Source organism: Alphaproteobacteria bacterium, assembly GCA_020638555.1.
GTDB lineage: Bacteria > Pseudomonadota > Alphaproteobacteria > Bin95 > Bin95 > JACKII01.
This window is the reverse complement of sequence record JACKII010000001.1, coordinates 688,368-708,231: the sequence shown is the minus strand read 5'-3', so window position 1 is coordinate 708,231 and position 19,864 is coordinate 688,368. Positions and strand designations below refer to the sequence as shown.

Genomic DNA, 19,864 nt, shown 5'->3' with positions numbered 1-19,864 from the left:
CCATGGCGGAGCGACCCCCGTCGCTGCCGGCGGACGACGCGCACCCGAAACTCTCCAAGGACGACTACGAGGACCGGCTGCGGCCGGCACAGTACCGGATGCGCACGGTCGCCCTTGCCGGCCACACCCAGGGCCATCGCGGCATTGTGGTCGTGGAAGGCGGCGACACCGCCGGCAAGGGCGGCGCCATCCGCCGCCTGATCGCCGAACTGGACCCGCGCTTCTTCCACGTCTGGCCCATCGGCCCGCCAACGCCGGCGGAGCGCGGGCAGCATTACCTGCAACGGTTCTGGGCCCGCCTGCCGCCCGCCGGCCAGATCGCGATCTTCGACCGGTCCTGGTACGGCCGGGTGCTGGTCGAACGCGTCGATGGCCTGACGCCCGCCGACCGCTGGCGCGCGGCCTATGACGAGATCAACGCGTTCGAGCAGGCGCTGATCGACGACGGCATCCGCATCGCCAAATTCTATTTCCACGTGACCCGGGACGAGCAACAGGCCCGCCTGGTCGAACGGGTGCGGGACCGCTTCAAATGGTGGAAGATTTCCGAGGCCGACATCCGCGCCCATCTCGCCTATGACGCCTACCGCGAGGCGGCGACAGAGATGCTGGAGCGAACCTCCACCGCCGCCGCGCCCTGGCATGTCATCGCCGCCGACGACAAACGCCATTCCCGCCTGGTGCTGCTGGATACCGTGGCGGAGGCGTTCGCCCGCGGTGTCGATACGGACCCGACGCCATTGACCGCCGATCTCCACCGCCTCGCCCGCGACGTGCTGGGTGTCGACGGCGAGGACGACCACTGACCGCCCCGATTTTTTCCTGCCCAAGGCCCGCCCCATGCTGTTCACCCACGAACACGACGAACTCCGCCGCACCGCCAAACGCATCGTCGACACCCACATCAACCCATTCGTCGACGAATGGGAGGAGGCGGGGCAGTATCCCGCGCACCAGGTCATCAAGATCCTGGGCGAGGCCGGCCTGCTCGGCATTTCCCGGCCGCCGGAATACGGCGGCCTCGGCCTCGACTATTCCTACGAGATCGTCGCGGCCGAGGAGATGGGCCATATCGCGGCGAACGGCGTCTCCACCTCCGTCGGCGTGCAGATGAACATGTGCACGCCGGCGCTGGCCAAATACGGCTCGGACGAACTGCGCGAGGCATGGCTCCGCCCCTCCATCGCCGGCGACCTGCTGGGCGCCATCGGCGTATCCGAGATCGGCTCCGGCTCCGACGTGGCCTCGGTCAAGACCTTCGCCCGGCGCGACGGCGACGACTATGTCATCAACGGCTCGAAGATGTGGATCTCGAACGGCATGCAGGCGGACTGGATCTGCCTGCTGGCCAACACGGCCCAGGAGGGCGGGCCGCACCGCAACAAGTCGCTGATCGTCGTGCCGCTCGACACCCCCGGCATCAGCCGCACCAAGCTGAAAAAGCTGGGCCTGCATTCCTCCGACACGGCGCAGATCTTCTTCGACGACGTGCGCGTGCCGGTCGCCAACCGCATCGGCGAGGAAAACAAGGGCTTCCTCTACCAGATGGAGCAGTTCCAGGAGGAACGCCTCTATGTCGTCGCCCGCTCGCTGGGCGTGCTGGAGGACTGCATCCGCATCACGCTCGAGTATACCAGCCAGCGCCAGGCCTTCGGCCATTCCATCCTCGACAACCAGTGGGTCGCCTATCACCTGGCCGAGATGCAGACCGAGGTCACCGCCACCCGCGCGCTGCTGCACCAGGCGGTGGAGCGCTATGTGGCCGGCGAGAACGTGACCCAGCTCGCGAGCATGGCGAAATACAAGATCGGCCGCATGTCCGAGACCATTCCCGGCGACTGCCTGCGCTTCTGGGGTGGCCAGGGCTTCATGCACGAAAACCGCATCAGCCGCATCTACCGCGACTCCAAGCTCGCCCCCATCGGCGGCGGCGCCAACGAGGTCATGCTGCAGATCATCGCCAAACAGATGCGGAAGTCGCTGTAGGCAGCCGTCGCCGGCGGGCGACGACGGCGTGTGCGCCTATTGCTTTTGGGCCTCGACCGCCTTCAGTTCGTCCGGCGTCAGTTGCAGGCTCACATAGACCCGGAAATCGTTGGCGGACTGCTTCTCCGCCAGCGGGAAGTTCAGGTTCAGCACCTCTTCGAACCCGGCCTGCCGCGAATTGCCGGTGAAGGTGGCGGCCAGCGGATAGACCTGCCGGTTCAGGAAGGTGTTGTTCGCGTCCGTCACCGCAACGATATAGGCCAGCCGCTGCTCGGCGGCACCGGCCGCCGGTCCCCGCGTCGCCAGCACCCGCAGCCCCAGCGTCATCTCGATCTGCCGCGGCTCGGGTTGCAGGACGCAGCCGGCGCTCACGTCCACGATCTGGGCCGCCAGTTCCACATTGGTCGGGTCCGGCGGCGCGCCCGCGCGATAGCGGGTGAAGCTGGCGCCGTCGCGCAACATGCCATAGGTCGGACAGGCGGTCGGTTCCGGCTTCGGCCCGTTGACCAAGCTGCAACCGCCGGCTGCTAGAAGGGCGATTCCGGCCAGGCCCGGGAACAGGGCGCGACGAAGGGTGCGAACTCGGGACATTGGCCTCTCACAGGGGGAACATGCTAGACGGTTCTGTGCCATACTGGCACGAGCATAGGCTTCCCGGCGGCCGCGGCAAGCGTTCGCGGATGCGGCCCCTTCACGCGACGAGCCAGCGCCCATGACGAAACCCGCCCTCACCCTTCTTCTCGCCGCCCCGCGCGGCTTCTGCGCGGGCGTGGAACGCGCCATCCTGATCGTCGAGCGCGCGCTGGAAAAATGGGGGCCGCCGGTCTATGTCCGCCACGAAATCGTCCACAACCGCTATGTGGTCGAATCGCTGCGGGCCAAGGGCGCCGTCTTCGTCGACGAACTGGACCAGGTGCCGGACGACGCCCCGGTGATCTTCTCGGCCCATGGCGTGCCGAAATCGGTGCCGGCGGAGGCGGGCCGGCGCAAGCTCGTCTATGTCGACGCCACCTGCCCGCTGGTGAGCAAGGTCCACCGCGAGGCCGAGCGGCAATTCGGACGCGAGGGCCGCCACCTGCTGCTGATCGGCCATGCCGGCCATCCGGAGGTGGTCGGCACCATGGGCCAGGTGCCGGCGGGCGCCGTCACCCTGGTGGAAACCGTGGCCGATGCCGAGCGAGTGCAGCCGCCGCCCGGCGCCAGCGGCCTCGCCTATGTCACCCAGACCACGCTCTCGGTCGACGACACCGCCGCCATCGTCGCCGTGCTGCGTCGCCGCTTCCCGGCCATCCACGGGCCGAAGCAGGAGGACATCTGCTATGCCACCACCAACCGCCAGCAGGCGGTGAAGGCGGCGGCGGCACGGGCCGACGCGCTGCTGGTGATCGGCTCGCCCAACTCCTCCAACTCGAACCGGCTGGTGGAGGTGGCGCGGCAGGCCGGTTGCGAACGCGCCTTGCTGGTCGACCGGGCCGCCGATATCGACTGGGCCTGGCTCGACGGCGTGCGCGTGCTGGCGCTCTCGGCCGGCGCATCGGCGCCGGAAAGCCTGGTGCGCGAGGTCACGGCCGCGCTCGAATCCCGCTACGCCCTCACGGTCGAGCCGGTGGAAACCGCGGTCGAGAACATCGAATTCAAGCTGCCGCGCCTGCTCGTGACATGATGGCGCCACACCTCGCTTGACTTCGGGCGATAGCTGGGGCGATTTGGCGGAGTTCCAGCCCGATCCAACCCATCACGGTGCCCCTTGGCGGTCTACACGCCTGTCGAACAAGACGACCTGCTGCAATTCCTCGCCGACTACGACCTCGGCGACGTCATTGCGTTCAAGGGCATTGCCGAAGGGGTCGAGAACTCGAACTTCTTCCTGGAGACCGAGCGCGGGCGCTTCATCCTCACCCTCTATGAAAAGCGCGTCGATCCGGCCGACCTGCCCTTCTTCATCGGCCTGATGGACCACCTGGCGGAGGCCGGCCTGCCCTGCCCGACGCCGATCCACGCCCAGAGCGGCCGGGCGCTCGGCCGCCTGAACGACCGGCCGGCGGCGGTGATCTCGTTCCTGAAGGGCATGTCGCCGCAACGGCCCCGCGTCGTCCATTGCGCGGAACTGGGCCGGGCGCTGGCGCGCTTCCATCTGGCCGGCGCCGATTTCTCCATCCGCCGCCCGAACGACCTGTCCGTTGCCGGCTGGCGCTGGCTGCTGGACGCCACGGTTGCGCGCGCCCACGAGGTGAAGGAAGGCCTGGGCGAGGACCTGGAGGCCGAATTCGCCGACCTCGCCGCCCACTGGCCGGAGACCCTGCCGCAGGGCGTGATCCACGCGGACCTGTTCCCCGACAACGTGTTCTTCATCGGCGACAAGCTCTCGGGCCTGATCGACTTCTATTTCGCCTGCAACGACGCCTTCGCCTATGACATCGCCATCTGCCTGAACGCCTGGTGTTTCGAGCGCGACAACAGCCTGAACATCACCAAGACCCGCGCCTTGCTGGCGGCCTATGAGAGCGTGCGGCCGCTGGCGCCGGCGGAGCGCGACGCGCTGCCGCTCTTGGCCCGGGGCGCCTGCCTGCGCTTCCTGCTGACGCGCCTTTATGACTGGCTGAACCATCCCGAAGGCGCGCTGGTGGTGCCGAAGGACCCGCTGGAATACTGGCAGCGGCTGCGCTTCCACCGCGGCATTGCCGGGCCGGGTGCCTATGGCCTCGACTGAGGGCGGCGGCAGCGTGAGCGAAGGCAAGGTGGTCGAGATCTTCACCGACGGCGCCTGCTCCGGCAATCCGGGGCCGGGCGGCTGGGGCGCATTGCTGCGCTATGGCGGCCACGAGAAGGAACTGGCCGGCAGCGAGGCCGAGACCACCAACAACCGCATGGAACTGATGGCGGTGATCGCCGCGCTGGAGGCGCTGAAACGGCCGAGCCCGGTGCGCCTCGTCACCGACAGCGCCTATGTGAAGAACGGCATCACCCAGTGGCTGCCGCGCTGGAAGGCGAATGGCTGGCGCACCGCCGGCAAGAAGCCGGTAAAGAACCAGGACCTGTGGGAACGGCTCGACCGCGCGGCGGCGGCGCACCGGATCGCCTGGGAGTGGGTCAAGGGCCATGCCGGCCACGCCGAGAACGAACGCGCCGACGAACTGGCCCGCGGCCAGATCCCGAAACGATAGCGCCGCTTGCGCATCGGGACCGCGGCGGGGCCGCCTTGCGATTTCCCCACCTACCCGGCTCCCCTCGCCGTCATTGCGAGAAGCCGAAGGCGACGAAGCCATCCAGGTTTGGCTTCGGCTTGTGCCGGCGGCGGGCGGGATTGCTTCGCCCGCTGCGCGGGCTCGCAATGACGCCGAGAGGGATGGGACAAGGCGTTGACTCGCCCCTTCAACTGCCCTGGCGCGCCTTGATCTCCGCGATCTTCGCCGCGATCTCGTCCTCGGTCACATAGCCGAGATTAAGCAGGTTGGTGCGCATGGCCAGCAGCCAGCGGTCGTAATAGTGGATCGTGTCGTAGACCGGCTCCTCCAGCTCCTCCTGCGCCCGGCGCGAGGTGTCGGAGGTCAGGCGGTCGTCGACCCGGCGCAACAGCATGCTCATGGCATCGATGCGCTTGTCCTTCAGGGTCGCTTCGTACTCTTCGCGGACGACCGGCCCGGCATCGGGCAGGCCGCCCAGGTCGGCCACGCTCCGCTCCACCGGTCGCGACCGGTCGGGCGAAAGGGGCTGGCGGGGGGTGTCGTCGCTGCTCATGCGCGCCAGTCTAGCCTCGGCCTCGCGCCAGGCAAAGCCGGGAATGCGCACCAAGGTCAGGCGGGCGGCAGCCACCGCGGCAGCGAGTCCGCCAGCGCGCCGTCCGCCGCCCGCAACACCGCCTCCTCGATGCCCGGCGCGGCCGCCAGCACCGCATTGCCATAGCGCATGGCGTCACCCTCCAGATACTCGCTGACATAACAGCCGGCCTCGTGCGCGATCAGCAGGCCGGCCAGCACGTCCCAGGGCCAGAGATGGCCCTCGCAGAAGCCGTCCACCTCGCCGCTCGCCGCCATGGCGAGCCCCAGCGCTGCCGAGCCGATGACCCGGTATTGCAGCCCCTGCTCGCGCAGGCCGGCGATCAGCGCGCCGAACGCCGCCGGCGTCTGCCGCCGCGACTGGCCGAGGTCGAGCAGCGCCTCGTCCGCCGCCACCGGCACGCGCCGCAGCGGCTCGCCGTTGCGCATGGCCCCCTTTCCAGCCTCGGCGCGGTAGAGCCAGTCCAATTCCGGCGCATAGACCAGGCCCAGCCGCAACGCGCCCCGCTCCAGCAGCGCGACCGACACGCACCAGTGCGGCAGGCCGCGGATATAGTTGGTGGTGCCGTCGATCGGGTCGACCACCCAGAGCCGGTCGGCCGCGACCGCGCCACCCTCTTCCTCGCCCAGCACCTCGGAGCCGGGCAGCAGCGCCGGCAGCCGCTCGCGCAGCAGCCGCTCCACCGCCCGGTCGGCCTGGGTGACGAAGTCCTGCCGCGCCTTGGCCTCCACCGCGAGCCCTTGGGCCCGTTCCGTCAGAGCCAGCGCGCCGGCCTCGCGCACCGCCGCGGTCGCGGCCGCAACGACCTGGGAATCGATCATGGAAAACACCTCGTTCTCGCGGACTGAGATCGGACATTGACGCCGGGCGCCGGACGCGCTGCATTGCACCGGCTCCTTATAGCCAGCCACCGAAGGATTGCACCATGGCGCCCTCCGATCTCGTCCGCACGTCCGCCGTCGAATTGCGCCGCATGATCGGCAGCAAACAGGTCTCGCCGGTGGAGGTTCTGGACGCCTATATCGCCCAGATCGAGGCCTTCAACCCGGCGGTCAACTGCATCTGCGCCACCGACTTCGAGAGCGCCCGCGCCCAGGCGAAGCGGGACGAGGCCGCGGTCATGGCCGGCGAGGAACTGGGCCTGCTGCACGGCCTGCCCTGCGGCGTCAAGGACCTGAACGCCACCGCCGGCCTGCTCACCACGTCCGGCTCGCCCTTGCACAAGGACGACATCCCCGCCGCCGACGAGTTCATGGTGGGCCAGGTGCGGGGCGCCGGCGCCAACCTGTTCTGCAAGACCAACACGCCGGAATTCGGCTCCGGCTCCAACACCCGCAACCCGGTCTGGGGCGCGACCGGCAACCCGTTCGACCCGATGAAGACCGCCGGCGGCTCGTCCGGCGGCTCGGCGGCGGCGCTCGCCTGCAACATGATGCCGATCGCCACGGGCTCCGACACCGGCGGCTCGCTGCGCAACCCGGCGGCCTGGTGCGGCGTCGTCGGCTTCCGCAACACCCCCGGCACCGTGCCGAACGACAAGTCGGCCTTCGGCTGGTCGCCGCTGTCGGTGCAGGGCGCCATGGGCCGGACCGTCGCCGACGCCGCCCTGCTGCTGGCCGCCCAGGTCGGCGAGACCGGCGCCGACCCGCTGTCGCGCGACCTGTTCCCGGAGGAGGTGCTCTACCCGGACCGGGTCGATCTCGGCTCGCTGCGGGTCGCCTTCAGCGCCGACCAGGGCTTCGCGCCGGTGGAAACCGCCTACCGCCCGGTGTTCGAGCGCAAGATCCAGGCGATCCGGGGCTTTTTCCGTGCCTGCGACGCGGCCCATCCGGAGCCGGGGGGCCTCGACCGCGCCTTCGACATCATCCGCGCCCTGTCCTACGCCCAGCGCTACAAGGCGATCTACGACCGGGACCCGGCCCTGCTCGGCCCGAACACCCGCGCCAATTACGAGCTGGCCACCACCTATTCGCTCGCCGATGTCGCCTGGGCGCATGCGGAGCACACGGCGCACTATCGCCGCTATGCGCGTTTCCTGGAAACCTATGACCTGTTCATCACCCTCATCACCCCCATGTCGCCCTTCCCGTGGGAGACCCTGGCGCCGATGGAGATGAACGGCCAGACATTCGACAAATACTACACCTGGATGGGCACCGCCTATGGCGTCACCATGAGTGCGCATCCGTCCATCGTCCTGCCCTGCGGCACCGACCAGAACGGCATGCCGTTCGGCTTCCAGGTGGTCGGCCGCTATGGCCGCGACACGGAGCTTCTCGCCGCCGCGCACGCGCTGGAGCAGGCCATGGCCGCCAACCCGGAAACCGCCCGGCCGGTGCCGGACTTCGCCAGGCTGCGCGAGCCCGTGCCGGCGCTGAAATCCATCGTGACGGCGCCGCCGGGCGCCTTCGTCTGAGCCGGCGGGGCCGCACCATGCCCGCGCCGGACCTCGTGCTTGCCAATGCCCAGCTGGCGGACCGCCAGCTGGTGGACCTGCGGGTGCGGAACGGCACGGTCGCGGCCATCGCGCCGCCGGGCCTGCTGCACCAGACAGCGGACGCACCGCCGCCGAAGCGCCTCGACCTGGCCGGCCAGTTGCTGTTGCCGGCGCTCGTCGACGGCCACGCCCATCTGGACAAGACGCTCTGGGGCCTGCCCTGGCGGCCGCACAGCGCCGGCCCCGACCGCACCAGCCGCATCGAGGGCGAAAAGCACGACCGCGCCCACCTGCCGCCGGTGGAACAACGGGCCGAGGCGCTGCTGCGCACCATGATCGGCCACGGCACCACCGCCGTGCGCAGCCATGTGGACATCGACCCGGAGGCCGGGCTCGACGGCCTGCACGCGCTGCTGCGCCTGCGCGAACGCTATGCCGACCGCGTCCACCTCCAGATCGTCGCCTTTCCGCAAAGCGGCGTGGTCCGCTCTCCCGGTGTCGCCGACCTGCTGGACCGGGCGCTGGCGGACGGCGCGGACCTGATCGGCGGCATCGACCCGGAAGGCTATGACGGCAGCCTTGCCGGCCATCTGAACACCGTCTTCGCCCTGGCCCAAAAGCACGGCAAGGGCGTCGACATCCACCTGCACGACCTGGGACCGCAGGGACAGCGCGAACTGGCGGCCATCGTCGACCGCGCCGAAGACTGGGGCGAGCCAGGCCGGGTCACGGTCAGCCACGCCTTCTGCCTGGGCGAGATGACGGCGGCGGATTTCGACCCGCTCGCCGCGCGCATGGCCGCCGCCGGCGTTTCCATCGTCACCCACGCCCCCGGCGCCGTGCCGATGCCGCCGGTCAAGCGCCTGCGCGAGGCCGGCGTCCGGGTCTTCGCCGGCTCCGACAATATCCGCGACCGCTGGGGTCCGTTCGGCAACGGCAACATGCTGGAGCGGGCCATGCTGGTCGCCTGGCAGCAGGGCTACCGCACCGACCCGGACCTGGAGCTGGCGTTCGCGGTGTGCTCCGCCGCCGGTGGCGCCGCTCTCGGCCTGGCCCCATTCGGCCCGGAGCCGGGGCTGGACGCGAACCTGATCGCGCTGCCCGCCGGCAGCCTCGCCGAGGCCGTGGTCGCGCGCCCGCCCTGTTCGCTGGTGCTGCGCCGGGGCCGCGTCGTCGCCCGCAACGGAGCCTGCTGCCCATGAGCCATGGCGCCCCGCCCTTCGCCGCTTCGGTCCGCCTGGACCGGCCCGCCTATGTCGACCCGACCGTGCGCCTGTTCGGCGACGTCCGCGCCGGCGAGGGCAGCAGCTTCTGGCCCTATGCGGTGGTGCGGGCCGAGATGCACGGCGTGCGCATCGGCCGGTTCTGCAACGTGCAGGACCACGCCATGATCCATGTGGGCAGCGAGGGGCCGACGGTGATCGGCGACCATTGCTCCATCACCCACCGGGTCGTCGTCCACGGCGCCGAGATCGGCGACAACACGCTGGTCGGCATCGGCGCCGTGTTGATGGACGGCGTGAGGGTCGGCCGCAACTGCGTCATCGCCGGCGGCGCCTTCCTGACCGAAGGCACGGTGATCCCGGACAATTCGGTGGTCATGGGCCTGCCGGGAAAGGTGGTGGTCCGCCGGGACAATTTCCGCCAGTGCCATCGCAACGCCCTGATCTACTTTGAAAACGCCTGCGCCTATGCCCAAGGCCGCCACGACGCGTGGAGCGACCCGGACCTGATGCGCCGGGTCATGGCGCAGGTCGACGCCGCCGCGACAGGCCGGCAATAGAGCGTTTTCGGTACTGGCTGCCCCATCTCCCGCGAAAGCGGGAGCCCATGCCTGAGAGCTTCTCACAGGACACGGACTGTGTATTGGTCTCTCAGGCGTGGGTCCCCGCTTCCGCGGGGACAGGGAAGATGGGGTGGTGAGCCAGCTGGAAAAGACTCCGCACTAACCTCTGTTCCCCGGAGGTGGCGGAGCCGCCATCCGGGGCCGCTCGCGGGCAGAGCGAACACCACCGGTCCCGTGTTCGATGAACGCCACCGGTCCCGGCACTCGCCTCCGGCTCGGCCGGGAAACAGCGGCTCCGATGTCCATGGCTCCGCGGGCCGAAGGTTTCGGGCGGCGGGCCGCGTCACGTCTTGGCCTTGCCCTTCGCGCCAGGCCGGCTGAACACCAGCTTGTAGGCCGCCAGATCCTCCGGCTTGCCGGCCCAGGCATAGGCCAGCAGCGCCGGCTCCCAGTCGGAGACGGTGATGCGGTGCATCTGGCCCGGCGGGTTAAAGATCAGCGAGCCCGGCCCGAACACGCCCTGATGGTTCTCCGACACCGCCCCCGACAGGCAGATATAGCTCTCGGTGATGCCCGTGTGGGCGTGGGCGGGATAGGTGCAGCCGGGCGCGAACAGCACCACCCCCAGGATCACGCGGCTGGTCAGCACCGGGCCGCTGGGGCCGGCGAATTCCGCATAGGCGAATTTGCGCTCCAGCCCTTTCGGCGGCCGTTCATAGCCGATCTGCCAGCTCAGCCCGTCGCGGACGGCGGCGATGGCGCGGATCAGGGCCGCGTGCCGCTCCGCCCGGCCGTTGTCGAGCGCCCGGCGCAGATGCGCGGTCACCGCCCGGCCGCCCGGCTCCAGATCGGCGAAGGGCGGGTTGTCGCGCAGAACCTGACGCACCGCCGTCCGCACCGCCCGCTGATGCGCCCGGATCGGCTCGCTGCCGCCGGCCGACGCCTCGCGGTAGAATTCGTGGAATTCCCGCAGCAGATAATACCAGTCCGGCGCCTCGGCCAGGCGCTTGCCGCCGAGCCCGCGCCCGTCCGCCGGCGGATCGCCCATGCCCGCGGGCCGGCTCTCGCCGCCAGCCTCCGCCACACCGGTTGAGACGGGATGCTGCGGCGGTCGGTCGAACATGGCACGCGGTCCTGCGCTGGGAATTTCATCAGAGATTGTCGGGCACTAGCCAATCGTCAACCGCAATTCGACCGAAAAGCCGCGTCTGCCGATAACGCTTTCGCCACCCTGTGACGCCCGTTACCATCGACCCGCCGAAACCGAAGCCGAAGGACCCCTCTCATGCACCGCACTGCGTTCTCCCGCCGGACGTTCGCGAACCTCGCCGCCACCGCCGCCCTCGCCCTGATGGCCCTGGGCGCGCCGCACGCCGCGGCGGCCGCGGGCGCCGAGATGCATGTGTTCAAGTCGCCCTGGTGCGGTTGCTGCACCAAATGGGTGGATCACATGCGCGCCGCCGGGTTCGCGGTGCAGGTCACTCCAATGGAGGACCTGTCCCCGGCCAAGACCCATTTCGGCGTCGCCCCGGACCTGGAGGCCTGCCACACGGCGGTGGTCGACGGCTATGTGATCGAAGGCCATGTGCCGGCGGCGGACGTGCAGCGCCTGCTCAGCGAACGCCCCAAGGCCGCCGGGCTGGCGGTGCCGGGCATGCCCGCCGGCTCGCCCGGCATGGAGCAGGGCGGCGCCAGCGATCCCTACACCGTGGTTCTGTTCGACCGCGCCGGCGGCCGCACGGCCTACGCCACCTACTGACCGCACAGGCCCGGGGCGCCCTAGCCGCCCTCGGCGGGCACGCTGAACACCACGATCACGCCGCAGACCAGCGCCAGCGCCGCCAACCCGGCGGCGCGAGGCCGACAGGCTTGCCGACGAAGATCGGCAGCGGTTTCACATGCCGGAGGGTTTCGCGCACGGCCGCCCCCGATCTACGGCCCCTTGGCGGCAACGGACGCGCACCGCTACACTGCCTAACAACGCCACCATGGCCGACAACGCCGTCAAGGCCGACACCGCCACCGAGGAGGGCCGTCCCCCATGCCGCAAACCCTGTTCGAAAAGATCTGGGATGCCCATGTCATCGAGGCGCGGCCGGACGGGCAGACCCTGCTCTATGTCGACCGCCACCTGCTGCACGAGGGCTCGTTCCACGGCTTCGAATACCTGGACCAGCGCCACATGCCGGTGCGCCGGCCCGGCCAGACCTTCGCCGTCGCCGACCACTACATCCCCACCGTCAGCCGCGACCTGGCCGATGCCCAGGACGCCGTGGCCCGCAGCCTCGTCACCCGCCTGGCGGAGAACACGGCCCGGCATGGCGTCACCCATTTCGGCATAGACAGCGACGCCCAGGGCATCGTCCATGTCGTCGGGCCGGAGCAGGGGTTGACCCTGCCGGGCCTGCTGATCGTCTGCGGCGACAGCCACACCGCCACCCACGGCGCGCTCGGCGCCTATGCCTTCGGCATCGGTGCCAGCGAGGTGACGCACGTGCTGGCAACGCAGACCCTCTGGCAGATCAAGCCCAGGGCCATGCGCATCACCGTCGACGGCGCCCGGCCCGCTGGCGTCACCGGCAAGGACGTGATCCTGGCGATCATCGCCGAAATCTCCGCCGCCGGCGCCACCGGCCATGCGGTGGAGTTCGCCGGTTCGCTGATCCGCGACCTGTCGATGGAAGAGCGCATGACCGTCTGCAACATGACCATCGAGGCCGGCGGCCGCGCCGGCATGGTCGCACCGGACGAGAAGACCTTCGCCTATATCCAGGGCCGTCCCTATGCGCCCCAAGGCGAGGACTGGGAGGCCGCGCTGGCCTTCTGGCGGACGCTGCCCTCCGATCCGGGGGCCGCGTTCGATACCGAAGTGCGTCTCGACGGCGCCGCGATCCAACCCATGCTCACCTGGGGCACCAGCCCGGAGCAGGCCGCGGCCATTGCCGGCGCCGTGCCCGACCCCGCCGATGCGCCCAGCGCCGACAAGGCCGAGGAATGGCGGGACGCCCTCGCCTATATCGGCCTCGCCCCCGGCCAGCGTTTCCGGGACGTCGCCGTGGACAAGGTCTTCCTCGGCTCCTGCACCAACAGCCGTATCGAGGACCTGCGCGCCGCCGCCGCGGTGGTGAAAGGCAGGCGGGTGCAGGTGAAACAGGCGCTGGTCTCGCCCGGCTCGTTCCGGGTGAAGCGCCAGGCGGAGGCCGAAGGGCTCGACCGCGTCTTCCGCGAGGCCGGATTCGAGTGGCGCGAAAGCGGTTGCTCCATGTGCGCCGGCATGAACGGCGACCTGGCCGAGCGCGGCGAGCGGGTGGCGTCCACCAGCAACCGCAATTTCCGCGGCCGCCAGGGCCAGGGCGTGCGCACCCATCTGGTCTCGCCGGCCGCCGCCGCGGCTGCCGCCGTCACCGGCCGCTTCGCCGACCCGCGCGACTTCGCCTGAGAGGAGGCCCGCCGCCATGCCGCAAACGCCCTTCACCCAATTGACCGCCGTCGGCGTGCCGCTGGACCAGGCCAATGTCGACACCGACCAGGTCATTCCGGCGCGCTTCCTGAAATACCCGCGCGACGAGAAATACCGCACCTATCTGTTCCACGACCTGCGCCTTCGCCCCGACGGGACCGAGAACCCGGACTTCGTGCTGAGCAACGAACCCTACAAGTCGCGCGGCCGGATCCTGGTGGCCGACCGCAATTTCGGCTGCGGCTCGTCGCGGGAAAGCGCGGTCTATGCCTTGCAGGACTGGGGTTTCCGCGCCGTGATCGCGCCGTCCTTCGGCGACATCTTTTTCAACAACAGCTTCAAGAACGGCTTTCTGCCGATCCGGCTGCCGACCGCGGTCTGCACCGCGCTGCGCCAGGACCTGCACGATGCGCCGGGCGCGGAAATCGCCATCGACGTCGAGGCCCAGACCGTCACCGGCCCGGACGGCGTCGCGCATCGGTTCGAGCTCGACGATTTCCGCAAATACTGCCTGCTGCGCGGCCTGGACGATATCGACTTCACCCTGGAAAGCATGGCAAAGATCGATGCGTTCGAGCGCACCAACCGCCCGGCCTGGCTCGGCCGCAACGCCTGAGGCGGGCGGTTGATTTCGGTCAAGGCGAAACGCACCAGAAACCCCGACTGTTCAACGGTCTAGCGTCAGAAGGAGATGCCGAATGCCGGACACCAGCGCCATACGGGCCCGATTGGAAGCCCGGCTGAACGAATTGACCCACCGGGCCGAGCATATCGAGGACGAGTTGCGCGCGCCCGTCAGCCCCGCCTTCGACGAACAGGCGATCGAGCGCGAGGACGACGAGGTGCTGGAAGACCTGGAGGAAGCGGCGCTCGCGGAAATCGCGGCGATCCGCGCCGCGCTGGCCCGCATCGACGAGGGCACGTTCGGCACCTGCACCAGTTGCGGCAAGGCAATTGCCCCCGCCCGCCTCGAAGCCGTGCCGCAAGCCCCGCTCTGCATCGACTGCGCCAGCCGGGCCTGACCGCCGGGCCGATGCTCCTGGCCGATGCGCCGGACCGATACTCCTTGCCCGCGATGATCGCGGGCCGGGCGTCACTGCCCGGTCGGCAGGCGGCAGCGTTCCATGGTGACCAGCAGATAGCCGCGCACCGAGGCCTTGGTCAGGATGAACCGGTATTCGTGGCCGCCGCGGATCACCGAATGGCTGAGCGGCAGGACGCCCTTGGCCTCGCTCTCGCCGCCGTCGATCTTCTCGAAGCGGACGGTCACGGGCTTGGTCTCGTCGAACCAGGCCTGTTTCAGCCCGTCCTCGGTCAGCACCGCCTCGCCCGATGCCCGCACGATAATGGTCTGGCCCGCGAAGGCGACCCAGTCGTTCTGACTGCGGGTCAGGCCCGTCTGCACGACGAACCGCTTCTCGTCCGGGTTGCCGTCGCAGCGCACCGCCTCGCCGGCGGTCGCGATCAGAAAGCGCAGCCGGTCGATGGCGACGCCGGCCTCCAATTGCCGGCGCACCAGGGCGAACAGGTCCTTGGCCTCGCCGGTCGGCAGGTCGTGGTCGTACCGGCGCTGCAAATCCTCCAGACGTTGCAGGGCGTCGTCGCGCTCGCTGCGCAGCGACGCCGCCGCGTCCGTCTGCCTCGCCCGCTCGTCCTCCAGCGCGACAAGCTGCTCCTGCAACCGGCGAATGTCGTGCCGGGCCAGTTCCGAGCCGGCCGCATAGGCCATCCAGCCGAGGCCCGCCAGGCCGCCGATCAACACCAGCCATTTCAACACACCCAGCCGGCGCCGGGCCACCTCCCGCCGGCGCTGTTTGCGAAATCCGCGTGCCATTTTATTCCCGTTCCAATGTAACGGCAGCACTATAGAGGCCATGGGCGAAACCGAAAGGTCAGAACCCCACCCGCAGCCGCGTCCGCCGGAACGTCTTACCGGCGACGGTGGTCTCCACTTCCACCTGTTCCACCGTCACCCCTTGGCGTTCCAGTTGCCCACGCCGATTGTAGACGCGCGGATCCTCCCAAACCTGCTCCAGCACGCCACACTCCAGTTCGAACCCTTCCGGCGAAGGGGCATGGGCCGCCTCGCTCGCCAGATTCTCGTCCGAGAGCAGGGCCAGAACCCGTTGCACCGCCGCATCGGCGCGGTGCGACTGCGCTTCCCCGGCGGCGAGACTGAGCCGCCGGCGCAGGGCATCGTTCTGCCAGCGCTTGCCGGTGGGGGTTGGCCGCCTCATGCCTTGGCCTCCGGCTGCACCGCCTCTTTGAGCGCTTTGGCCGTCGGGGCCGTTGGGGCCTTTGCGTCCGCCGCCCAGTGCAGCGTGCGTTGCGGGAAGGGAATCTCGATCCCCAGTTCGTCGAACCGGTGCTTGACCCGCGCCAGAAACGCCCGGCGCACGCCCCATTGCCGCAAGGGCCGGGTGCGGAACCGGCAGCGGATCACCACGGAACTGGGGCCCAGGTCATTCAGGCCCAGCACTTCCAGCGCGCCCAGCAGGTCGGCGCCAAAGACCGGGTCGGTTTCGAACTCCGCTCCCACCTGGCGCAGCACCTCGATCACCGTGTCGGTGTCCTCCTTGTAGGCGACGCCGATATCCATCATCGCCTGGCCGAAATCCCGGGTCATGTTGGTCACCGTGGTCACGGCGCTGAACGGGATGGTGTGCAGCGAGCCCTCCAGATCGCGGAGTTCCAGCGTGCGCACCGTGATGCGCTCGACCGTGCCGGTAAAGTTGGCGAGCGTTACGATATCGCCGACCGTGATGGTGTTCTGGAACAGCATGAACAGGCCGGTGATCACATCCTGCACCAGCTTCTGGGCGCCGAAGCCGACGGCGATGCCGACCACGCCGGCGGTGGCCAGCAACGGCGCCACGTCCAGCCCCAGGCTGCTGAGCGTCGCGGCCAGGAAGCCGATGGCGAGCCCCACCAGGACCAGGGTCCGCAACAGCGGCAGCAGGGTGCGCGACCGGGCGCTGCGCTGCACCCGCGCACCGCTCTCGTCGACCGAGCCCAGATAGGTGAGATACCAGAGATCGAACACCTCCCACGCGCCGACGCAGATCACGCCGACGAACAGAATGTCTCCGGCAACCGAGCCGAACCGGCTCGACAGGTGGTCGCCCACCCATCCGGCCAGATCCAGCCCCCAGGCATAGCCGATCGCCAGCACCACCGCGACGAACAGCAACAGCGAGAGCAGCGCTCGCAGCACGGCGGCATAGCGCAACAGGCGGGCCTGAAGGATGGCGGTCGGGCCGGACACCTCGGCCGCTTCGAGCGACTCCAGCCACTGGCGCAGCAGCAGGTCCAGCGGCTGGACCGCCAGCAAAATGACCACGCTCAGCAGGCCGCCGCGGACCAGCAATTCCGATCCCTGATACACCTGCAACGCCCAGACCAGATAGGCGCTGACGGCATACAACAGCACGACCGGCAGCCAGATCTGGGCCAGAAACCGGCGCAGCAGCGAAAACCGCCCGCCACTGCCGCGGATGAATTCGCCGATATCGCTGCGATAGCGCAGAACCGGCGTCACCACCATGACCATGATCACCAGGCCCCAGAGGCGCTCCAATCCCTCGAACACGCCATGGGGTACCCGCAGATCGCCGATATTGCTGAACAGGGCATGCCCCAGCAAAGCCCACAGCGTCAGCCGGCGAAGCGCGCGGTAGAGGTCGCGCGCCACCTCCTGATCCATCGGGAAGCCCCGCAGGCTCGGCAGGCTCGGACGCAGCACGATGCGGCCCACCGCCATCACCAACAGCGCCGAACACACCAGCGTCAGGACCGCTTCCGCCACCAGTTCGGTGCGCAGCGGAAAATACAGGGACTTGGCCAGGCCGAACCCCAATGCGGCGAAGGCCGCGATCGGCGCCAGTTCCAGCAAGGCCAGACGAATTCCGAGCCACAGCAGATGGTGGCCTTCCCGGGCCCGGATGCGGCTGCGCAGCCGGCGGTCAAATTTCCGCAACCCGACGCGCATGGCCCAATACCCGGCCGCGCCGACCAGCAGCACGACCAGCAGGGCCGCCAGGAAGCTCTGCCAGAACTCGGCGCTTTCGTTCGAATTCGCCTGGATCTCGGCCCATCCCCACAACCGCTGGATGTCGACCGCGTTGGCGGCAAAATCCGCCAGATCGCTCACCATCCCCCGAACCGTGTCCAGGACCCGGGTCACGATGGGGCGCGCCGGCGGAGCGACCGCCGCCGGCGGGGCGGTCGCTGCCGGCAAAGCGGTCGTCGCTGCCTGCAGGGCAGTCGCTGCCGCGTGGAAGGCTCACCCGGCGCGGCGGTCGTCGCCGCCAGGGAGCGACCACGGCGGGCGCCGGGGTCGGTTGCGATCCCGCTGCGGCGGCCGGGTTTAGCGGCGCGGCGCCGGCACCCACGCCGGCCGCGGGCGGCTGGGAAGGTTGCGCGGCCTGCGCCGGCGGTTGGGTCCGCTGCCGCAGCGCGTCCACCAGACGTTGCCGTGCCGCCGGGTCTTCCAGCGCCCGGATCAATGCGTCGATCGTCGCCGCCTCGCTGGGCGGGGCCGGAGTCGCCGTCGACGCCAGCGGGTTCATCGACTGCACCGACGCCGGCTGCGCTCCGGCCGCCGCAGCGGTCAATAGCAGCAGCGCCAGCACGGCCCAGGCAGCGAGCCAAGCGCGAACAATGGTCATGGTCGGCGTCAAAATCCCATGGCGCGGGCAGCGCGGCGCGGGTCCGCTCCGCCCGAAAGCAGGCCGGTCCTTCGGTCGGCACTGATCGCGCACACGCCGGCGGTACCGACCGAAAGGTCGTCGAGTACCTCGATTTGGTGACCCCGGCCCGCCAGGTCATCGCGCACTGTTGTCGCGATCCGCCCTTCCAGCGACAGGCGGCCGGGAAAGTATTTGTGCGGCTCGAACGTCATCGGATAGGCGTGGGTGATCGCCCGCGGCGCCTCGATCGCCTCCTGGATCGGCATGCCCCAGACCAGATGATTGAGCAGCACCTGCAACATGCCCTGCGGCTGGGTATCGCCGCCGGGCGCGCCGAACGGCATGGCGAGCCGGCCGGGCGTCACCACCATGGCCGGGTTCGGCGTCAGCCGCGGCCGTTTGCCCGGCGCCGGCGCGGAGGCATGGCCCTCCTTCGCAAACGACTGGGCGCCGCGCGCCGAGGGCACCAGGCCCAGGCCCGGAATCACCGGGCTCTCGAACGAGACGTCGGACGGCGTCGCCGACCAGACATTGCCCGCCGCATCGACGGCGCAGCAATAGCTGGTGTCCGGGTGCAGCAGGCTCGCACCCGCCGCCGGCATCGGCACGAACGGCTCGCCGCCAAAGCCGGGGATGTCGCCCGGCGGCGCCATCTCCGGCCAGGCGCGGGCCGGGTCGATCTGCCGGCGCCGCTCCGCCGCATAGGCCGCAGACAGCAACCGCTCCATCGGCACGTCCACATGGTCCGGATCGCCGTAGAATTTCTCCCGGTCGGCAAAGGCCAGCTTCATCGCCTCCGCCAGCGTGTGGATGTAGTCGGCGGAGTTGTGGCCCAGCGCCGTCAGGTCGATGCCGTCGACGAGGCGCAGCATCTGCAACAGCACCGGCCCCTGGCACCAGGGGCCGCAGGAATAGACCCGATGGCCGCGGAATTCGACCGACAGCGGCTTTTCCACCGGCGAGCGGTAATCCGCCAGGTCCGCCGCGGTCAGCCAGCCCTCGTTGTCCGCATGGTATCGGGCAATCGCCCGGCCGATATCGCCGGTGTAGAAGGCCGCCCGCGCCGCCTCCAGCCCGGCGACGCGGCCGCCGCGGGCGCGGGCGGCGGTTTCCTCGTCGGCCATGTATTGCAGCGTCCGGGCCAGGTCCGCCTGCACGTGCAAGTCACCGACCTGCGGCGGCTCACCATCGCGCAGCCAGATGGCGGCGTTCTCCGGGAACAGGCGGTACTGGTCGCGGTAGACGCCGATGAAATGCGCCATGACCGGATGCACGGCGAAGCCTTCGCGGGCGTATTTGATGGCCGGGGCCGCCACCTCGGCAAACCGCATCGTGCCATAGCGCGCCAGCGCGGTGATCCAGGCATCGGGCGCGGCCGGCACCACCGTGCGCAGTAGCCCCAACGGGATATGGCCGCCATGCTGGTGCACGAACACGTCCGGCCGGGTCGCCCTGGGCCACGGGCCGAGGCCGGCGATGGAGACCACCTCGTCGCGCTCGGCCAGATAGATCAGGATCGGCGCGACGCCGGAAAACTGCACCTGGTCGGAATGCACCACGCCCAGCGCCATCCCGGCCGCCACGCCGGCATCGATGGCATTGCCGCCGGCCTCCAGCATGCGGATGCCGGCCTCGGTCGCCAGATAATGGCCGGCCGACACCATGTAACGGTGCGCCTGCACCATGGGCTGCATGGTAAACCGCATTGCCGGCACCTCCTCCTTCGCGTC

20 protein-coding genes are annotated in these 19,864 nt (G+C 69.7%); 12 read left to right on the top strand and 8 right to left on the bottom strand.

Annotation, left to right across the window (positions count from 1 at the left end; genetic code table 11):
• Positions 1–2 precede the first annotated feature (2 nt).
• The gene (locus H6844_03340) at positions 3–806 is read left to right on the top strand and encodes a polyphosphate kinase (protein MCB9928435.1); all 804 of its coding nucleotides are present in this window, start codon (positions 3–5) and stop codon (positions 804–806) included.
• Positions 807–840: 34 nt separating this feature from the next.
• Positions 841–1,986 carry an acyl-CoA dehydrogenase family protein gene (locus H6844_03335; GenBank protein ID MCB9928434.1) on the top strand — a complete coding sequence of 382 codons (1,146 nt, stop codon included), beginning with the start codon at positions 841–843 and terminating at the stop codon, positions 1,984–1,986.
• Between the two features lie 36 nt (positions 1,987–2,022).
• Here the strand turns inward: H6844_03335 and H6844_03330 are convergent, their stop codons facing one another.
• A complete protein-coding gene (locus H6844_03330; protein ID MCB9928433.1) occupies positions 2,023–2,496 on the bottom strand; it encodes a hypothetical protein in 474 nt (157 codons plus the stop codon).
• Positions 2,497–2,698: 202 nt separating this feature from the next.
• Here H6844_03330 and ispH point away from each other — a divergent pair, with 202 nt between their 5' ends.
• The 3 genes from ispH to rnhA all read left to right on the top strand — a co-directional run bounded on the left by ispH (position 2,699) and on the right by rnhA (position 5,150).
• Entirely contained in the window at positions 2,699–3,649 is a 951-nt protein-coding gene (gene ispH, locus H6844_03325) for a 4-hydroxy-3-methylbut-2-enyl diphosphate reductase (GenBank protein ID MCB9928432.1), read from the top strand.
• Between the two features lie 84 nt (positions 3,650–3,733).
• Complete coding sequence (locus tag H6844_03320) at positions 3,734–4,696, top strand: homoserine kinase (GenBank protein ID MCB9928431.1); 963 nt, start codon at positions 3,734–3,736, stop codon at positions 4,694–4,696.
• Positions 4,683–5,150 (top strand): ribonuclease HI, encoded by a 468-nt coding sequence (rnhA, locus tag H6844_03315; GenBank protein ID MCB9928430.1) that lies wholly within the window; start codon positions 4,683–4,685, stop codon positions 5,148–5,150. Before H6844_03320 ends, rnhA begins: the two co-directional genes overlap by 14 nt.
• A 208-nt stretch (positions 5,151–5,358) precedes the next feature.
• Here the strand turns inward: rnhA and H6844_03310 are convergent, their stop codons facing one another.
• Both H6844_03310 and H6844_03305 read right to left on the bottom strand, forming a co-directional pair.
• Complete coding sequence (locus H6844_03310; GenBank protein ID MCB9928429.1) at positions 5,359–5,799, bottom strand: nitrile hydratase subunit beta; 441 nt, start codon at positions 5,797–5,799, stop codon at positions 5,359–5,361.
• Positions 5,781–6,584 (bottom strand): inositol monophosphatase, encoded by an 804-nt coding sequence (locus H6844_03305; GenBank protein ID MCB9928428.1) that lies wholly within the window; start codon positions 6,582–6,584, stop codon positions 5,781–5,783. The genes H6844_03310 and H6844_03305 overlap by 19 nt, the downstream gene beginning before the upstream one ends.
• Positions 6,585–6,688: 104 nt before the next feature.
• Here H6844_03305 and H6844_03300 point away from each other — a divergent pair, with 104 nt between their 5' ends.
• The 3 genes from H6844_03300 to H6844_03290 are packed head-to-tail and all read left to right on the top strand — an operon-like array spanning position 6,689 to position 9,983.
• A complete protein-coding gene (locus H6844_03300; protein MCB9928427.1) occupies positions 6,689–8,179 on the top strand; it encodes an amidase in 1,491 nt (496 codons plus the stop codon).
• Positions 8,180–8,196: 17 nt separating this feature from the next.
• Positions 8,197–9,402: an amidohydrolase family protein gene (locus H6844_03295; protein MCB9928426.1), complete on the top strand. Its 1,206-nt coding sequence runs from the start codon at positions 8,197–8,199 to the stop codon at positions 9,400–9,402.
• Positions 9,399–9,983, top strand: coding sequence for a gamma carbonic anhydrase family protein (locus H6844_03290; GenBank protein ID MCB9928425.1), 585 nt, complete (start codon positions 9,399–9,401; stop codon positions 9,981–9,983). Before H6844_03295 ends, H6844_03290 begins: the two co-directional genes overlap by 4 nt.
• A gap of 346 nt (positions 9,984–10,329) precedes the next feature.
• Here the strand turns inward: H6844_03290 and H6844_03285 are convergent, their stop codons facing one another.
• A complete protein-coding gene (locus H6844_03285; protein MCB9928424.1) occupies positions 10,330–11,034 on the bottom strand; it encodes a cupin domain-containing protein in 705 nt (234 codons plus the stop codon).
• Positions 11,035–11,337: 303 nt separating this feature from the next.
• Here H6844_03285 and H6844_03280 point away from each other — a divergent pair, with 303 nt between their 5' ends.
• From H6844_03280 to H6844_03265, 4 genes are all read left to right on the top strand, one after another.
• Positions 11,338–11,745 (top strand): DUF411 domain-containing protein, encoded by a 408-nt coding sequence (locus H6844_03280; protein ID MCB9928423.1) that lies wholly within the window; start codon positions 11,338–11,340, stop codon positions 11,743–11,745.
• A 282-nt stretch (positions 11,746–12,027) separates the two neighbouring features.
• Entirely contained in the window at positions 12,028–13,425 is a 1,398-nt protein-coding gene (gene leuC, locus H6844_03275; protein MCB9928422.1) for a 3-isopropylmalate dehydratase large subunit, read from the top strand.
• A 16-nt stretch (positions 13,426–13,441) separates the two neighbouring features.
• Positions 13,442–14,062, top strand: a complete 621-nt coding sequence (leuD, locus tag H6844_03270) for a 3-isopropylmalate dehydratase small subunit (GenBank protein ID MCB9928421.1) — start codon at positions 13,442–13,444, stop codon at positions 14,060–14,062.
• Positions 14,063–14,144: 82 nt separating this feature from the next.
• Positions 14,145–14,468 (top strand): TraR/DksA family transcriptional regulator, encoded by a 324-nt coding sequence (locus tag H6844_03265; protein MCB9928420.1) that lies wholly within the window; start codon positions 14,145–14,147, stop codon positions 14,466–14,468.
• A 71-nt stretch (positions 14,469–14,539) separates the two neighbouring features.
• On the opposite strand, the gene H6844_03260 is transcribed toward H6844_03265, so the two are convergent.
• The 4 genes from H6844_03260 to H6844_03245 all read right to left on the bottom strand — a co-directional run bounded on the left by H6844_03260 (position 14,540) and on the right by H6844_03245 (position 19,840).
• Positions 14,540–15,280, bottom strand: coding sequence for a hypothetical protein (locus H6844_03260; protein MCB9928419.1), 741 nt, complete (start codon positions 15,278–15,280; stop codon positions 14,540–14,542).
• Between the two features lie 58 nt (positions 15,281–15,338).
• Positions 15,339–15,683: a hypothetical protein gene (locus tag H6844_03255; protein ID MCB9928418.1), complete on the bottom strand. Its 345-nt coding sequence runs from the start codon at positions 15,681–15,683 to the stop codon at positions 15,339–15,341.
• Positions 15,680–17,629, bottom strand: coding sequence for a mechanosensitive ion channel (locus H6844_03250; protein MCB9928417.1), 1,950 nt, complete (start codon positions 17,627–17,629; stop codon positions 15,680–15,682). Before H6844_03250 ends, H6844_03255 begins: the two co-directional genes overlap by 4 nt.
• Before the next feature lie 492 nt (positions 17,630–18,121).
• On the bottom strand, positions 18,122–19,840 hold the full coding sequence (locus tag H6844_03245) for a gamma-glutamyltransferase family protein (protein MCB9928416.1): 1,719 nt from the start codon (positions 19,838–19,840) through the stop codon (positions 18,122–18,124).
• Between the last annotated feature and the right edge of the window lie 24 nt (positions 19,841–19,864).

Bases quoted from the DNA above. Each gene is read 5' to 3' on its own strand.
- H6844_03340 (MCB9928435.1), top strand. From the start codon at position 3: ATGGCGGAGCGACCCCCGTCGCTGCCGGCGGACGACGCGCACCCGAAA.
- H6844_03335 (MCB9928434.1), top strand. From the start codon at position 841: ATGCTGTTCACCCACGAACACGACGAACTCCGCCGCACCGCCAAACGC.
- ispH (MCB9928432.1), top strand. From the start codon at position 2,699: ATGACGAAACCCGCCCTCACCCTTCTTCTCGCCGCCCCGCGCGGCTTC.
- rnhA (MCB9928430.1), top strand. From the start codon at position 4,683: ATGGCCTCGACTGAGGGCGGCGGCAGCGTGAGCGAAGGCAAGGTGGTC.
- H6844_03305 (MCB9928428.1), bottom strand. From the start codon at position 6,584: ATGATCGATTCCCAGGTCGTTGCGGCCGCGACCGCGGCGGTGCGCGAG.
- H6844_03300 (MCB9928427.1), top strand. From the start codon at position 6,689: ATGGCGCCCTCCGATCTCGTCCGCACGTCCGCCGTCGAATTGCGCCGC.
- H6844_03295 (MCB9928426.1), top strand. From the start codon at position 8,197: ATGCCCGCGCCGGACCTCGTGCTTGCCAATGCCCAGCTGGCGGACCGC.
- H6844_03290 (MCB9928425.1), top strand. From the start codon at position 9,399: ATGAGCCATGGCGCCCCGCCCTTCGCCGCTTCGGTCCGCCTGGACCGG.
- H6844_03285 (MCB9928424.1), bottom strand. From the start codon at position 11,034: ATGGGCGATCCGCCGGCGGACGGGCGCGGGCTCGGCGGCAAGCGCCTG.
- H6844_03280 (MCB9928423.1), top strand. From the start codon at position 11,338: ATGGCCCTGGGCGCGCCGCACGCCGCGGCGGCCGCGGGCGCCGAGATG.
- leuC (MCB9928422.1), top strand. From the start codon at position 12,028: ATGCCGCAAACCCTGTTCGAAAAGATCTGGGATGCCCATGTCATCGAG.
- leuD (MCB9928421.1), top strand. From the start codon at position 13,442: ATGCCGCAAACGCCCTTCACCCAATTGACCGCCGTCGGCGTGCCGCTG.
- H6844_03265 (MCB9928420.1), top strand. From the start codon at position 14,145: ATGCCGGACACCAGCGCCATACGGGCCCGATTGGAAGCCCGGCTGAAC.
- H6844_03260 (MCB9928419.1), bottom strand. From the start codon at position 15,280: ATGGCACGCGGATTTCGCAAACAGCGCCGGCGGGAGGTGGCCCGGCGC.
- H6844_03255 (MCB9928418.1), bottom strand. From the start codon at position 15,683: ATGAGGCGGCCAACCCCCACCGGCAAGCGCTGGCAGAACGATGCCCTG.
- H6844_03245 (MCB9928416.1), bottom strand. From the start codon at position 19,840: ATGCGGTTTACCATGCAGCCCATGGTGCAGGCGCACCGTTACATGGTG.